Here is a 15873-nt window from a genome sequence, read left to right as displayed (position 1 = left end):
TTGGTTAGCCCTCCCCAACTTGCTTTTCCGGTTTTACAAGTGTATTGACTGCAACTTGCTTCTTGTTCTTTTTTTCCTTGGATTTATGTCTCCAATCCACGATCCCGCCAACAATTCCCCTTGGGTAAAAGATGATCAAAAGGGTCAGTACAGGTCCGAAAATCAGCATCCGATAATCCTGCAAGAATTGGAGCTGCTGGGATATCCACACAATAATAATGGTTCCAACAATAGGTCCGGAAAGGGTTCCAATTCCACCAACAAGCAGGTATGTCAACAAATCAAAGGTAATAGCAGTTGAACCGATATCCGGCCCAATGAAACGGACAAAGCCTGCATACAACGCGCCAGATAATCCGGCAAAGAAAGTGGAAAGAACAAAAACCGTCAATTTGTTTTTCATTGTTGAAATCCCAATCGTCTGGGCAAGATCTTCACTATTGCGAATGGCAATATACGTTCTTCCATTTAAAGAATGGACAATCCGATACATCACTAAAATGGAAAGAAGCAGAATTGCCAAAACTAGATAATACTGTGAAAGTGGCGTATCAAATGTGATCGGGCCAATATTCCCAGGGGCTGGGATACCGATTAGTCCCCTTACACCCTCTGTTAAGCTCTCCCATTTATCAATTACGAGATAAATGATATAACCAACACACAAGGTATAGATGGCAAAAAAGTGTTCCTTTGTACGTAAGGCAATCAATCCAACGAAGAAGCCTATAATGCTTGTAATGATGCAGGCTAGAATGAATGCAAGCCAGAAATTCATCTGTGCCTTAACTGTCAATAGTCCAAGAGAGTAGGCGCCAATTGCGAAGAATCCCGCATGTGCCAGAGATAAATAGCCGGTATATCCCGCTAGTAAATTTAACCCGTATACTCCTATGATCCAGATGAAAGAAAGCGTCATGATGTGGAGAAAATAATCATTTTGTGTGACAAAAGGAAAAACAAGGGCAAAAAAGATGAGTGCTGCAACAATCGTTCTTTGCTTTGTAGATGCAACCATTTAGCGTCCCTCCTTTGCAAACAGTCCTGTTGGCTTCACTGACAGGATAATTACTAATAACACGAACGCAATGATGTCTTTGTAGTCATTTGAAACGTAAGTAGCTCCAAGGCTTTCGCTAAAGCCTAAAATATATCCGCCTAATATAGCTCCAGGTATACTTCCCATTCCTCCGAGTATGATGATGACGAAGGCTTTTAGAATGACCAAATGGCCCATTCCTGGAAAAACGAGATTGATCGGTGCGGCAAGGGAACAAGCGATTGCTGCCAATGCTCCGGAAATCATAAATGTCAGCATGGCAACTTTGTTGGTGTTAATTCCAACAAGATTTGCTCCTTCGCGATTTTGTGCCATGGCAATAATGGTAGAACCAATAAATGTTTTCTTTAGGAACAGGTACAACAAAATCATGACGGCAATGGCTGCTACAATGATCAATAATCTTTGTAATGTGAAGGTGATTCCAAACAAGTTGATGACTTTGTCATAAGGTGTTGGCATTGAACGGTAATCTGCACCCCAAACAAATTGGGCAAATGCTTCGAGGAATAAAAGGATACCAATGGCGGCAATTTTGTCATGGATCGGCGGCGCGTGTCTAAGAGGGTGAAAAACCAATCGTTCCATTAGGACACCGACCAAGCCAACTACAAGGATGGATACAAAAATGGCAACCCAATAATGAACTCCTGATGAGGTCATCATCGTTAATGTGATGTACCCGCCTAACATATATAGGGCCCCATGGGCAAAGTTCGGAATATGAAGAATTCCATATACTAATGTCAATCCTAATGCAACCAAGCTGTAAACGCTTCCAATGGTTAAACCGTTAAACAACTGCTGGATGAGAATCTCCATCTGTTAATCCCCCTTTTGATTCTTTTGTTTTTGTATTTCCTTTTGGGTTTACTGCGTGTGCTCATCCTGCTTCCAATTCCTATATGGAGGAAGCTTCTGTTTTTTTAAAATGATTTCGCAATGCATAAGCTGCTTCTTTAATTGCCCGTTTGCTATCATCCAGTGGCTCAGTCATTGTCAGAAAACCGTGGATCATTCCGGCGTAACATACATAAGTACTTTCAACACCTGCTTTTTCTAGTTTCTGTGAATACATTTCTCCTCCGTCGCATAAAGGGTCATATCCTGCGGTCATAATATAAGCTGGCGGCAATTTGCTTGTTTGAGAGTCTGGAATGTTCATCGGGGCAGCTAAAGGGTTATTTCTGTCTTCGATCGAGTTCAAGTAATGCATTTGAAACCAGTTCATCGTTGCTTTTGTCAAATGGTATCCTTCTCCATATTTTTCATAGGAAGAGGTTCTGGCGTAGCCGGTCGAAGGATAAAATAGCATTTGATACTTGATGGAAGGGCCTTTCCTTTGGTTGGCTAGGTAACAAACAACGGCTGCAAGGTTACCTCCTGCACTATCTCCTCCAACTGCAATTGCTGTTTTATCAATCCCTAATTGTTCGGCATGATCTGATGTCCATTGGACAGCCAGATAGGCATCCTCTACTGCAACAGGAAATTTTTCTTCAGGTGAAAGGCTATAATCCACAGATATTACCTTACATCCTGATTCATTAGCTAACGCCCGGCAAAGAGCATCATGGGTTTCTAAATTTCCGATCACCCAGCCCCCGCCATGAAAATAAACAAGTGCAGGGAGTATATTTTCTTCTTTCGGGGTATATATTCTAATGGAAATATCATCCTGGTACCCTTTTATTCTCATATCTTCTACTTTATAAATCTCTTGGGGCTTGTTTAAAAGCTTGCACATTTTGGCATATGCAGCTCTTGCTTCCGGGACAGACAGCTGATCAAGTGATGGAGCAGAACTGTTTTCAAACATGTCGAGCAATGCTCTTGCTTGAGGATGCAGAGTCATTATTTTCTTCCTCCTTTCGTAAACGGAGCTACACTTATGCGTTAACTAAATGGTTTTCCAATACAGACAATAAGGCTCCAGGAATTGGTATCGTCTCTTGCTTTTCAAAGTCAAAGCACACAATTACGGCTTCACCCTCAGCAATCGCGATACCCGATTCTCCATCTTCCATTTGGTGTGATAGTTGAAAGCTTTTCTTTCCAATTCGCGATACTGTCGATCTGATTTTAAGAGACTGATTAAATTTGGCAGCCCCCTTAAATCTGCATGATGTGGAAGCCAATATAAAGCCAACGTCCCGCTTGTCGGGGCTATATCCAATTGCATTAAAAAATTTGGAACGAGCTTCTTCAAAGTAGATCATAAAGCTTGTACTATTTGCATAACCTGTTAGATCTGTTTCACAAATCCTCACATACACATTGACTATGTATTCTGTAGTCATGTAGGGTCCCCTTTCCCGAAAGTGTAAGGTGTTTTTTGCCTAAGGCCAATTGGAGTGTACAAGCATGGCCCTAGGCTTTGTTAGGGGTATCTCTACTCTCTTTCTAGAATGGTTGCGATTCCTTGGCCGCCACCGATACAAGCAGTGATCAGGGAATACTTTCCTCCCGACCGCTTCATTTCATATACAGCTTTGGTAGCAAGAATGGCTCCGGTTGCGCCGAGTGGATGTCCATGAGCAATGGCACCGCCATTAACATTCACTTTGTCTAAATCCATCTCAAGCTCTCTGTTGCAAGCCAGTACCTGACCGGCAAATGCTTCATTTATTTCAATTACATCTATATCTGCCATAGTCAATCCTGCTTTTTCCAACACTTTTCGCGTAGCTGGAACAGGACCAATTCCCATGATATTAGGGTCCACTCCAGATACAGCATACGAACGGACAGTTGCCAGTGGAGTAAGCCCCAATTCTTCTGCCTTTTCCCTCGACATAATCACAAGTGCAGATGCTGCATCATTTAAGCCTGAGCTGTTGCCCGCTGTCACTGTGCCGCCTTTAAGGAAGGCTGGCTGCAGTTTGGAAAGTGCTTCGATTGTAGTCTGGGGGCGAGGATGTTCATCCGCTTTAAAAACGATTGGATCCCCTTTTCTTACTGGAATGCTGATTGGAACGATTTGCTCATCAAAACGTCCCTCTTCCATTGCCCTTGCCATGTTGTGCTGGCTCTTTAGTGCAAATTCATCCTGTTCTTCCCTGCTAATGCTATACTTCTCAACGAGATTTTCCGCTGTGATCCCCATCGGTGGATCCCCAATTTCCTTCGGGGAAAGCTGGGATTTTCTAAATGAAGGCGGAGCAGAGTTATAGGCTTTTTCTGGACGGTCCATTAAGTAAGGGGCACGGCTCATGCTTTCTGTTCCGCCGACGACATAGATGTCACCGTCGCCTGCCTTGATTGCCTGCGCTGCCAGGTTTATGGCATTCAGTCCGGAGCCGCATTGCCGGTCTACAGTCAACCCAGGAATATTAATGGACAAGCCTGTTTGGAGTGCTGTCAATCTTGCAATATTTCCTCCACCGCTGAGAACGTTTCCAAATATCACATCATCAATGGATTCAGGATCGATCTTTGCCCTTTTTACCGCTTCTTTTATTGTTTCGGCACCAAAAACATGGGCCGGAATGCCCGCAAGTGCACTGCCTTGCCTGCCAATTGCAGTTCTTACTGCTGATACGATTACTGCATCTCTGTTCATGCTCTCCCAACTCCTTCTGGAATCCTTCTCGATTAGTGCGCATACTAACTAGTTGGTATGTACCTTAAGTCGATAGTAAATGATAAATTCAGAATATTCAAGAAAAGATTTTGTCGTTTTTTGACTAAGTGTAAAACCTTTTGCAACTTTTTCATTCTTGCTGTTATTTCATCTTCATACTGACATAGAATATTTTTAAAAATAATGTTTAGGCTGCTATGCCTATGAATCTCTGAGAATTTTAAAGGTTCCCATTCCCTTTGCGATTACATTGTTTCGGTTGTCTTTAATCTCCGATTCAAGTGTAGCGATTTTATATCCAAGCTGGAGGATTTTTGCTTCTGCAAATACTTCTCCTTCGGAAATGCTAGACAGAAAATGGGTGTTTAGGCTGATCGTAACACATCTTGTTTTTGTCACAGAGCGCAGCAGCATCCCTTGGATAAAATCCATCATGCTTGCAAGGACGCCGCCATGCAAGGTTCCGTTCGCATTCAAAAGGTTTTCCTGTATTCTAAGCTTAATTTTTACATCATTATCTTCAAAATGAATGATTTCAAGGCCTAAATGGTTATAAAAAGGACTGTTGAGAAAACTGTCCTTTACCAATTCAATTCCTTCCAACAGTTTTCTCACCCTCTCACAGGAAGCTCGCGTAATTTTTTTGTTAATTTTCGAGTAGAATTCTAACAGGCAAAACAGTGATCATGGTGCTTACTTAAAATTTTAAAATAATAAAATCAAGCTGGATTATTTGTTGGACAGGTTCTCAATCAGGATGGCCATCCCCTGTCCGCCTCCAACACAAAGGGTTGCAATTCCGAATTGATTGTTTCTGCGTTTCATTTCATAAATCAGCGAAGTTACAATTCTAGCTCCCGTAGAACCAACCGGATGCCCTAGAGCGATTGCTCCGCCATTTACATTTACTTTGTTCTGGTCGATGCCCAATTCTCGTATCACAGCCAAAGCCTGGGAAGCAAATGCTTCGTTAAGCTCAAACAATTCTATTTCCTCCAGGTTCTTGCCTGTACGTTCCAATAATTTCTTAACAGCCGGTACCGGGCCGATACCCATAATTTCCGGTGATACACCTACTGCCGCCCAATCCACTACCTTGGCTAATGGCTGCAGATTTAATTCGTTGGCTTTCGCGGCGCTCATGAGCACTAATGCTGATGCTCCATCATTGCGTCCACACGCATTTCCTGCTGTAACAGTACCATCCTTTTTAAATGCGGGCTTTAAGGATGATAACTTCTCATATGTTGTTTCAGGCCGAGGATGTTCATCTGTATCAAATAGAAAAGAATTTTTCTTTTCCTTTACTTCAATAGGAACGATTTCTTCTTGAAATTTTCCCTCGGCAATCGCTTGCCCAGCTCTCTTCTGGCTTTCAATTGCAAAAGCATCCTGATCCTCACGGGATATGTTGTACCGTTCAGCAACGTTTTCTGCTGTTATGCCCATCCCCAGATTATTGCCATATAATTCTTTCGGCTGTTGGCCGGCCTCTGTATTTGAATCAACCAGATGCGCACCGTCTCCTCCGAAACGGGAACCCCTCAAATAAACGGGAGAACAGCTCATGCTCTCTGTTCCTCCTGCAACCACGATGTCAGCCTGGCCGGATTGTATTTGTTGGACCCCAGAAGCGATTGCTTGCATACCAGATGCACAAAGCCGGTTTACAGTAAATGCCGGAGTTGTTTCGGGAAGACCGGCACGCAACGCAGCTACCCTGGCCACGTTTGAGGATTCCGTGCTTTGCCTCACTTCGCCCATGATTACTTCATCAACCTGATCTGGATTAACGTTTGCCCGGTTGATTGCTTCTTTAATAACATGGCTAGCCAAAAAGCCGGAGTTTAGGTTTTTTAATGACCCTCCGTATCGGCCAATTGGTGTCCGCACTGCGCTGACAATCACAATCTCTTCATTATTCATAAACATGTTCCCCTTTCTTATCTCAGCTGTATTCCTTTTTCAATTGGCCTGCAATAATGTTTTTCTGGATTTCCGATGTTCCCTCATAAATTCTGGTGATACGTGCATCACGGAAGAATCGTTCAATTGGATAATCAGAAATATAGCCGATGCCGCCATGTACTTGAACGGCCTTGTCGGCAACACGGTTATATACCTCGGATCCGAATAGCTTTAGCATCGCTGCTTCCTTGATTACCTTCATGCCTTCATCAACCATCCACGCTACTCGATAAGTGAACGAGCGCAACGCTTCAATATCCATAGCCATCTCCGATATCATGTGGGCCACTGCCTGATGTTCAATGATTGGTACGTTAAATTGCACCCGTTCATTGGCATACGCCATAGATAAATCAAGGAGTTTCTGGCAGGAACCCAGATTGCGGGCTGCCAGACCAGCCCGTCCGTTGGCCAAAATCTTCAATGCATTTACATACCCCTGTCCCTCAGTTCCCAGAACATTTTCTGTCGGGACCTCGCAGTCTTCCATAATCACTTCAGCAGAGTGAGAACCTCTTAAGCCCATCTTTTTTTCCACTGCTCCTACCTGGAACCCGGGAAAATCCTTTTCTACTATAAATGATGTGATTCCTTTTGCGCCTTTTGTTGAATCCGTCACGGCCATTACAGTAAAAACGTCGGCTTCCGTAGCATTGGTAATATAATGCTTTGTTCCGTTAAGAATATATTTGTCGCCTTTTTTTACGGCTGTCGTCTTCAAGTTGGTCGCATTTGATCCTGCACTAGGCTCTGTCAGGGCAAAAGCGCCAATTTTTTCGCCGCGTGCCATACTTGGCAAGTATTTCTGCTTTTGTTCTTCATTGCCCATTTCAACAATGCCTACTGTCCCTATTCCGGTATGGGCTCCAATCAATGTAGTATAGCCGTTATGTGTTGCACCAATCTCTTCATAAAGGGCGCATTTTCCAACCATTCCTATGCCAAGGCCGCCATAATCTTCAGGTATGCTCAAACCGAACAGACCCAGCTCTTTTGACATCTCGATGATCTTAGAAGGAATTTTATTCTCTTCCTCAATTTGCATCGCAACTGCTTCTACTTCTGTTTGAACAAAGTCGCGTACATTTCTTTTTAAAAATTCAATGTCTTCACTTACACGAAAATCCATACTCCCACCTCGTTGTATAAATTATTCTGAAATAAACTTAATTGGTTCTTTCTTGTTCGCCTTTTTCCATTTCTTCTTTAATCAGCAATCGTTTCAACAATTTTCCAACTGTATTTCTTGGCAATGTTTCTCTTACATCGAATCTCTTCGGTACCTTATATGGTGTTAATTTGGTATAACAAAAGCCTCTTAGTTCCTCTAAATCTATTTCTCTTCCATCCTTTGGCACCACATAGGCTTTAACTATTTCGCCCTCTTCTTCATGAGGGATGCCTACCACAGCGGCTTCCTTTACATCAGGGTGGGAATACAATACATCTTCCACTTCCTGGGGATATATATTGAAACCGCCTACAATAATCATTTCTTTTTTGCGGCCAACGATATAGAAGTATCCTTCATCATCCATAGTGGCAAGGTCACCTGTATACAGCCAGCCATTTTGGAGGGCTTTAGCTGTTTCAGCTTCGTTATTCCAATAACCCTTCATAATTTGCGGACCCCTGATAAGCAATTCTCCAACACTGTTGGGGCCAAGCTCGTTATCGTTTTCATCAACGATAATGCAATCCGTTTGCGGAACGGGTATGCCAATGCTGCCAATCTTCTTTTTCCCGAATGCGGGATTGCGATGTGTTGAAGGGGAAGATTCAGACAACCCAAATCCTTCTGCAATCCTGGTCCCTGTCAGATCTTCAAAACGCTTAATTATTTCTATGGGAAGCGGTGCAGAACCGCATGAACACATCTTTAGGCACTCGAGTCCATATTGATCCGCTTTAGGATGATTCACAAAAGCGTTATACATCTTCGGTACACCAGGAAAAAATGTAGGTTTATACTTTTTAATATTTTCTAATACATTTTCTATCTCGAATTTCCTGAACAACAGCAGATCTGCCCCAATGTAAATTCCCAGGTTCATTCCGCTAGTCATGGCATAAACATGGTACAAAGGAGTGGCGACCAAAACAGTTTCGTTTCCAGGAACCATTGCTGAGCCATACATCTGAAAGCTTTGGACAACATTCGAGGTTAAATTAAAGTGGGTCAGCATCGCCCCTTTCATTTTACCTGTCGTTCCGCCGGTATATTGAATGACTGCAACATCATCACGGGCATTTATCTGTTCAGGAGTATCCAGGCGGATACCTTCTCCAATCAGTCTTTCGATATCAATGAACTCTTTCCCTTCTTCTTCAGCTAATTCCGATCCAAATAAATAGGAAAAAGAATGAACATTTTCCACCTGTTTGATTGCTTTGCATGCTAGCGTGTCTGCCACAATGAAATTGATTTGCGAGTCATTTACGATTTGAAGCAATTCCCTTGTGGTATACATTGGGTTTACTTGTACAACAACTAAGCCTAGTGCCTGGGCCGCATAATAGGAAATAATATAGTGGGGATGGTTGGCAAGCATGAGTCCGATACGCTCCCCTTTTTTAAATCCCATTTCCTTCCACTTTCCTGCCAGGCAATCTACCTGGTCCTTTAATTCCTTGTATGTAATCCTGTTGTCTTCAAAAATAATTGCTGTTTTGTCCCCATATTTCATTACTGTTTGTTCTAATAAGGAATAAACAGATATCTCAGGCAGTTGAAATAAATCAATACTTTGATAGAACTTATACCATGGACGGTGTGTGAGTTGCTGCAAAGAAAACCCTCCTCCTTTATTTATTCAAAACTATGCATCCATTCTCCTGCCCGAATCATTTGCAGCCGCCATGTTGGTTCGATCCGGATTTACATACACAGAAAACAGTACGGAAAATAACAAAATCATTACACCCATGAATAATATGGACTGGTTAAAGCCAAGTGCCGTATTATCCCCCGCCAGATCGATAACGAACCCGGTCAGCATTGGCCCAATAATTCCGGCAATATTGCCTGAGGAGGTTAAAATGCTTGTCATCAAACTGCCCCGTTCCGGCATTAAATGAATGACGATGGTCGGACCGATCGGTAAAATAGCGTAAGTCAAACCCTTCGCTAGGCACATAGCCGTTACCACCCAAACAGGATTAGGGAAAATGATTACTGAAGCCATTATTAAAGCTCCCGCTATCATGGATCCGCCAACTACATAAACTCTTGAAATTCTCCAGTTCTGATTGCGCTTGAATAGGCGGTCTGAAATCATGGAAATACCAACGTATACCGCTACTGATGCAATTCCGATACCGGCAATGGCATATCCCATCTGTACGGAAGACATCTTAATTACTTTTACTAAATAAACGGGCAGCCAAACGGAAATCCACACTACAAAAATGTAAGTGGAAAAATAGGCTAGTGTTGTAAAAAGAGCCGAAGGAGAAGAAAGCAAAATGAGAAAAGACTTGAGATTAAGCTTCTCCAGCTTTTTCTTAGACGCTGACTGCTTTTCTTCTAGATCCTTGGGTATCTCCGGCGTAATTTGAATCAACGCGAACCAAACGATGCTCGCAATTCCTAGAAATGCAAAAGCCCAACGCCAACCAAATATACTTATCGCTGCCACAAGCAGGGGTGCAACTACCATTGCTCCAACTGTCGCACCAGAAACAACAACAGAATTGGCAAAGGCTCTCAGCTTCGGCGGAAACCAGTTGTTTGCATGGCTATAAGCGATTGGACTGAATGGTCCTTCAAACGCACCCAGAAACACTCGATAGACAACCAAAAGTGCCAGCCCTGTAATCCCCAGGACTCCAAACTGCAATACTGCCCAAGTAAGCATAAGGAGCCCCAACATTTTTTTAGCGCCAATCCGGTCAGCCCACGCAGCCCCGACAATCCCCGTCACGGGATACAACCAGTAGTAACTGCTGCCAACAAGGCCCCATTGCACATTCGAAAGGCCAAATTCCTTCATGATGGGAACAGCTGCAAGCCCGATAATGGATTTATCTGCAAAGTTTATAATCATGCCTAAAAATAAGAGTACCAGGATGGCCCAACGCATGAAGAATCCCTCCTATTTTTTGTTGATTTATCAATCTAGTATCAAAGGGATTAATTTTCCTCCAAGACATTTCGCGCAATGATTAGGCGTTGGATTTCATTTGTGCCTTCATAGATTTTGGTAATCCTTGCATCACGGTAAAAACGTTCAACCGGGTATTCAGCCATGTATCCCATGCCGCCATGAATTTGAACAGCCTTGTCTGCTACCCTATTAAATACATCGGAAGCAAACAATTTGGCCATTGATGCTTCTTTTATGACTTTCTTACCTTCATCGATCATTTTTGCTGCTTCCATCGTAAGGGCCCTTGCAGCAGCGGTTTCCGTTGCCATGTCTGCCAGCATCCATTGAATGGCCTGGTTTGAGGCAATCGGTTTACCAAATTGGATCCTTTCTTTTGCATAAGAAGCAGAGAGCTCAATTAGTTTCTCGCTGGAACCAACAGAGCGGGCAGCCAGGCCTACTCGCCCTTCAGCTAATATTTTCAAGGCGGACATATAACCCATGCCTACTTCCCCGATGACGTTGGAGTCGGGAACGATACAATCTTCAAAGATTATCTGGCTTGTATAAGAACCGCGCAGACCCATTTTTTTATCTTTTTTGCCGACAATCAATCCAGGGAAGTCCTTTTCAATCAAGAAGGCTGTAATCCCGCCTTTTGCGCCCTTCTCTTTATCTGTTACGGCAAAGACCGTAAACACATCGGCAACCGGCCCATTGGTAATAAAATGCTTGGTACCGTTTACAATCCATTGATCGCCTTTTTTCTCAGCAACAGTTGATAGATTCGTGGCGTCAGAGCCGGCACCAGGTTCAGATAAAGCAAAAGCTGCGATTTTGTTCCCGGCCGCCATGTCGGGCAAATATTTTCTCTTCAAGGATTCTGAAGCCAGCTTTACTAAACCGGTACTTCCGATACCTGTGTGGGCACTTATGAGGGATACGTATCCATTATGTGTCCGGCCTAATTGCTCCAATACAACCGCTTTTCCGACTGCCCCGAGGCCGATTCCACCGTATTCCTCAGGAATACTCATTCCAAAAAGTCCGAGTTCTTTTGCCTTTTCAACAAGATGCTGCGGAATCGCATCCTCTTCTTCGATTTGGGCCGCATACGGTTCAACCTCGTTGTCTACAAAATTGCGGATCATCCATTTCATTTGGTCTAATTCATTTGAAAGTTCTACTGCCATTTTTCTATCTCCTTTTCTATGTATTTACGACAATTTATTATGCAAGTTTCGTGCCAATGATAATATCTATAATTGAATGGGTTTTCACACAGAAATAATTCATTATTGAATTAATTTTGTCGAAATCCCCATTATATCGTGATTCATTTTTGAATTGGTTAATTTACTTTTTGATTTTTTTCTAATTTAGCAGAGTCAGAGAACTTTAAAAGAGAATAGATGGTTTCTAGTACTGGTGTCGAAACGTCTAACTCCTGCCCTTTTTTAACGATGTAGCCACAAATTGATTCATACTCCATCTGTTTTCCACTCAGCTTATCCTGAAGCATAGAGGTTTTATGATTTCTCGCGATTTTTCCTTGTTCCATAATGGTTTCATAAAAATTTACGTCGAAATCATTTTCCATCCGGTTAGCGACTGAGATAGCTTCTTTACATATGCTTTCGGCGGTGACTCGTAAGCCCGCATCGTCCAATATTTCTCCAACTTGGGTCCCAGCAACCGCGGACAATGGATTGAATGTGACATTCCAAAGTAATTTCTTCCACTTTTGATTCATGATATTGCTAGATTGATATGTTTCGATTCCTGCGTTTTGAAAAAGGGTGGCTACTTTTTCGGCATGGTTTAGTCCATTACTTTCCAAAGAACCGATCACCAAGCGAGGAATCATCCCAATATGTTCGACGACTCCTGGCTCTTTGATAGAGCTCTGAATATAGGTAGCAGCTGACAATATTCGTTCCTTTCCAAAAATCTCACTTAAGGTTTCCTCATTATCTACTCCATTTTGGAGCGTCAAAATGAGGGTGTCTTCCTTCAAATAGGGAAGCAGCTTCCTGGCAGTTTCTTGCGTATCTATGGATTTTACAGAGAATAAAACCAAATCTACTCCCTCAAAGTCCTCATACTGATCAGTAAACGTCCCGTCCACGTGAAAATTCTCTGTTTCGCTTTTAATCTGAAGCCCCTTTTCATGCATTTTTTCATAGTGCCTACCCCTGGCTAAAAAAACAACAGAATGTCCTGCATTAGCCAATTTAGCTCCGAAATAACCTCCCACGGCTCCTGCCCCTGCAACTCCAATTTTCAAACCGATCCCTCCATTTTTAATATCTTCAACATTTTTAAATGCAATTTTCGTGCCAGATACTAAGAAAATCAAAAATTCGAAAAAATAAGAAAATAACAGGAGGGTTTTAGTAGGGTTATGGAAAATAAATAGAAATGTAGAACATAAAATGCTTATCGCAGGTTCGATAAGCTTTAGAGAAAGGAATGAGAAAATGGCTTCAAATTTGTTGGTGAGCATGCACCCGCCTGTTTTTTCTTCAGCGGAAGAGGAAAGGCAGCACTTGAAACAAAAGCTGGCTGCGGCATTTCGTTTATTTTCTAAGTTTGGTTTTGATGAAGGGGTTGCCGGACATATCACTGCAAGAGATCCTGAAAAAAAGGATCACTTCTGGGTTAACCCGTTTGGTGTGCATTTTAGCCTGATTAAGGCATCGGATTTGATCCTTTGTAATCATGAAGGAGAGGTTGTGGAAGGAAACATGCCTGTTAACCGTGCGGCTTTCGCAATCCACTCACAGGTGCATGCCGCCCGTCCGGATGTAATAGCTGCAGCCCATGCCCATTCAGTTTATGGGAAGTCTTGGTCTTCCCTCGGCCGCTTGCTTGATCCGATCACGCAGGATGCCTGTGCTTTTTACGATGATCACTCCTTATTCGATGATTATACAGGTGTTGTTCACGACATTGAAGAGGGGCGGCGAATCGGGAAAGCGCTCTCAAATAATAAAGCGTGCATATTAAGGAACCATGGCTTGCTGACAGTCGGGAAAACGGTCGATGAAGCTGCCTGGTGGTTTATTACGATGGAACGTTCATGCCAGGCGCAGCTGCTTGCCGAATCAGCGGGCACTCCTGTGTTAATTGACCCTGAAAATGCTGAGGTTACCAGAGGCCAAGTCGGGACTACCCAGGCCGGCTGGTTTCAATTCCAGCCATTGTGGAACCGTATTGTGAAGGAACAGCCTGATTTACTGAATTAAATGATTACTAACTGAATATCTGAGATTAGACTGATGTCTCCGGGATTTTTCGATATATTTTGTATTTGGCTGATATATTTTAGTTTTGGCCGGTATATTTGAAATTCAGCTGATATAATTTGAATTTAGCCGATATCTCTGCGATTTAGGATATCACCGGGATGTGCCGGTAAATCAGAGTTTGCCTGGAGAAATGCATGATTTGTAATGAAAAAGACGAAGGCTCTTACAGCTTCGTCTTTTCTTTCACCTCAATATTGTATTTCTTCAACTTCCTCACAATTGTAGCTTGACTTGAATCTAAGGCTTCCGCGATTTCGTATGTAGTGTGGTATCTTTGTGCGGCTGAGACCAAAACGTTTCTTTCAGCTTGTTCAACCGCTTCTTTCAATGACAACGTATCTAATGATTGGCCGCTTTCTATTTCATACGCTTCCTTATAATCTTCAGGAAGGCTGTCAACCGTAATGGTGTTATCCGGCGTGGTTAGTACAAGACGTTCAATTAAGTTTTGCAGCTCCCTTACATTCCCCGGCCAATCAAAGTGGTTAAAGAAATCACGCAGGTGGGGATGAAAGTTTTTTTGGTAATGATAGCGTTGGTTCATCGTCTGCAAAAATAAATCCGCCAATGGCAAAATGTCATCCTTTCTTTCCCGCAAAGGAGGGATTGTAATCGGAATGACATGGAGGCGGTAGTATAAATCTTCACGGAATTCTCCATTTTGTACCATTTCTTTTAAATTGCGGTTAGTTGCTGAAACGATCCGGACATCAACCTTTTTAGGCGTTGTCCCGCCTATCCGTTGTATCTCCCTTTCTTGTAGGACGCGTAGCAATTTAACTTGTAATGATAGTGGAAGCTCTCCTATTTCATCGAGAAATAGAATCCCGCCGTCGGCCATTTCAAACATTCCAGGTTTACCTTTACGGTTAGCGCCTGTAAAAGCACCGGTTTCATAACCAAACAATTCAGACTCTAAAAGATCAGGCGGAATTGCCCCGCAATTAATCTTGATGAATTCCCCTTTTGAAGAACGATTACTCCTGGTGTAAAGATTGCGCGCAATCACATCTTTCCCTACCCCTGTTTCACCCAGCAGCAAAACAGTTGCATCCACATCTGAAATCCTTCCAATCATATGGTAGATATCTCTCATTTTATCACTGACAAAGATAATGCCGTCCTTGGGGGCAGCCGTTTTCAGCTTTTCGATTTCTTTCTTGTATTTATTATTTAGATCATTCGCCTTTTTTAACTCGCGCATCAGGTCATTCAGGTCGGATAAATCGCGGATATTGGTAACGATCCTCTCGATTTCGCCTTCCTCATTAAACACTGGGCTACCGGTAATGAGCGTCTCTTTACCAGCATAATTGGGCTGGACAAGGGAAACGGTCCTCCTTTGCTTTACAACCTTATGGGTAACACTTGAAGACAAAATTCCCCTTTTTATTAACTGGTCCACGGATTTTCCGACATAATATTCTTTCGGGATGCCGGTTATTCTTTCAATCGCGGAATTTGTCCGGATGGTGATCCCTTCCCGGTCGGTAATATAGATCCCGTCATATGAATTTTCAATAATAGCATCGTATGCACGTTTTTGTTTTTCCAGTGACCTGACATGCTTGGCCAAATCATCTAAAAATTCCGTCTCAACTCCAATATATATGGTAGAATGAGCAGCTTCATTCTTCCCTTTGTTCTTAAAAAATGCAAATTTTCTAGTTCCGATAGTTACTATGGCGGCTTTATCTTTGTTCAAGTATTTCCACTCTGAGACCACATGCTGAATTTTTGAATGCGGCAGAGGTTGATGATCCAATAGATTCCTAAAACCTTGATTGGAATCAATTAAGCTATCGTCATCGCTTAAAACAATTGCGGGAATTGTAAATTCTTCTAATATGGAAGAAACCATGG

The 15873-nt window shown here is 42.7% G+C and carries 14 protein-coding genes; 1 reads left to right on the top strand and 13 read right to left on the bottom strand.

From position 1 onward, the window contains the following. Positions 1–4 precede the first annotated feature (4 nt). The 12 genes from CUU64_RS02900 to CUU64_RS02845 form a co-directional block, all read right to left on the bottom strand. Positions 5–1018: a branched-chain amino acid ABC transporter permease gene (locus CUU64_RS02900; RefSeq protein ID WP_101631772.1), complete on the bottom strand. Its 1014-nt coding sequence runs from the start codon at positions 1016–1018 to the stop codon at positions 5–7. Beyond that, a complete protein-coding gene (locus CUU64_RS02895; protein ID WP_101631771.1) occupies positions 1019–1882 on the bottom strand; it encodes a branched-chain amino acid ABC transporter permease in 864 nt (287 codons plus the stop codon). Between the two features lie 79 nt (positions 1883–1961). Next, on the bottom strand, positions 1962–2915 hold the full coding sequence (locus CUU64_RS02890; protein ID WP_101631770.1) for an alpha/beta hydrolase: 954 nt from the start codon (positions 2913–2915) through the stop codon (positions 1962–1964). Between the two features lie 34 nt (positions 2916–2949). Next, positions 2950–3360 (bottom strand): acyl-CoA thioesterase, encoded by a 411-nt coding sequence (locus CUU64_RS02885; RefSeq protein ID WP_101631769.1) that lies wholly within the window; start codon positions 3358–3360, stop codon positions 2950–2952. A 92-nt stretch (positions 3361–3452) separates the two neighbouring features. Next, a complete protein-coding gene (locus tag CUU64_RS02880; RefSeq protein ID WP_101631768.1) occupies positions 3453–4622 on the bottom strand; it encodes a thiolase family protein in 1170 nt (389 codons plus the stop codon). A gap of 222 nt (positions 4623–4844) precedes the next feature. After that, complete coding sequence (locus tag CUU64_RS02875; protein ID WP_257985387.1) at positions 4845–5246, bottom strand: PaaI family thioesterase; 402 nt, start codon at positions 5244–5246, stop codon at positions 4845–4847. A 126-nt stretch (positions 5247–5372) separates the two neighbouring features. After that, positions 5373–6569: a thiolase family protein gene (locus CUU64_RS02870; protein WP_101631767.1), complete on the bottom strand. Its 1197-nt coding sequence runs from the start codon at positions 6567–6569 to the stop codon at positions 5373–5375. A 22-nt stretch (positions 6570–6591) separates the two neighbouring features. Further along, on the bottom strand, positions 6592–7740 hold the full coding sequence (locus tag CUU64_RS02865) for an acyl-CoA dehydrogenase family protein (RefSeq protein ID WP_101631766.1): 1149 nt from the start codon (positions 7738–7740) through the stop codon (positions 6592–6594). A 37-nt stretch (positions 7741–7777) separates the two neighbouring features. Next, positions 7778–9400: a long-chain-fatty-acid--CoA ligase gene (locus CUU64_RS02860; protein WP_257985386.1), complete on the bottom strand. Its 1623-nt coding sequence runs from the start codon at positions 9398–9400 to the stop codon at positions 7778–7780. Between the two features lie 30 nt (positions 9401–9430). Continuing rightward, complete coding sequence (locus CUU64_RS02855; RefSeq protein WP_101631765.1) at positions 9431–10693, bottom strand: MFS transporter; 1263 nt, start codon at positions 10691–10693, stop codon at positions 9431–9433. Between the two features lie 50 nt (positions 10694–10743). Continuing rightward, positions 10744–11892 (bottom strand): acyl-CoA dehydrogenase family protein, encoded by a 1149-nt coding sequence (locus CUU64_RS02850; RefSeq protein WP_101631764.1) that lies wholly within the window; start codon positions 11890–11892, stop codon positions 10744–10746. A 158-nt stretch (positions 11893–12050) separates the two neighbouring features. After that, positions 12051–12986 carry a ketopantoate reductase family protein gene (locus tag CUU64_RS02845; RefSeq protein ID WP_180954443.1) on the bottom strand — a complete coding sequence of 312 codons (936 nt, stop codon included), beginning with the start codon at positions 12984–12986 and terminating at the stop codon, positions 12051–12053. A gap of 193 nt (positions 12987–13179) precedes the next feature. Here CUU64_RS02845 and CUU64_RS02840 point away from each other — a divergent pair, with 193 nt between their 5' ends. After that, entirely contained in the window at positions 13180–13947 is a 768-nt protein-coding gene (locus CUU64_RS02840; RefSeq protein WP_101631762.1) for a class II aldolase/adducin family protein, read from the top strand. 226 nt (positions 13948–14173) lie between these two features. On the opposite strand, the gene CUU64_RS02835 is transcribed toward CUU64_RS02840, so the two are convergent. After that, a complete protein-coding gene (locus CUU64_RS02835) occupies positions 14174–15871 on the bottom strand; it encodes a sigma-54 interaction domain-containing protein (protein WP_101631761.1) in 1698 nt (565 codons plus the stop codon). Positions 15872–15873: the final 2 nt, after the last annotated feature.

The sequence above is a fragment of the Bacillus sp. V5-8f genome (assembly GCF_002863565.1).
Classification (GTDB): Bacteria; Bacillota; Bacilli; order Bacillales; family DSM-1321; genus Peribacillus.
Note: the sequence above shows the minus strand (reverse complement) of the source record. Positions and strands in the feature narration are given on the sequence as shown.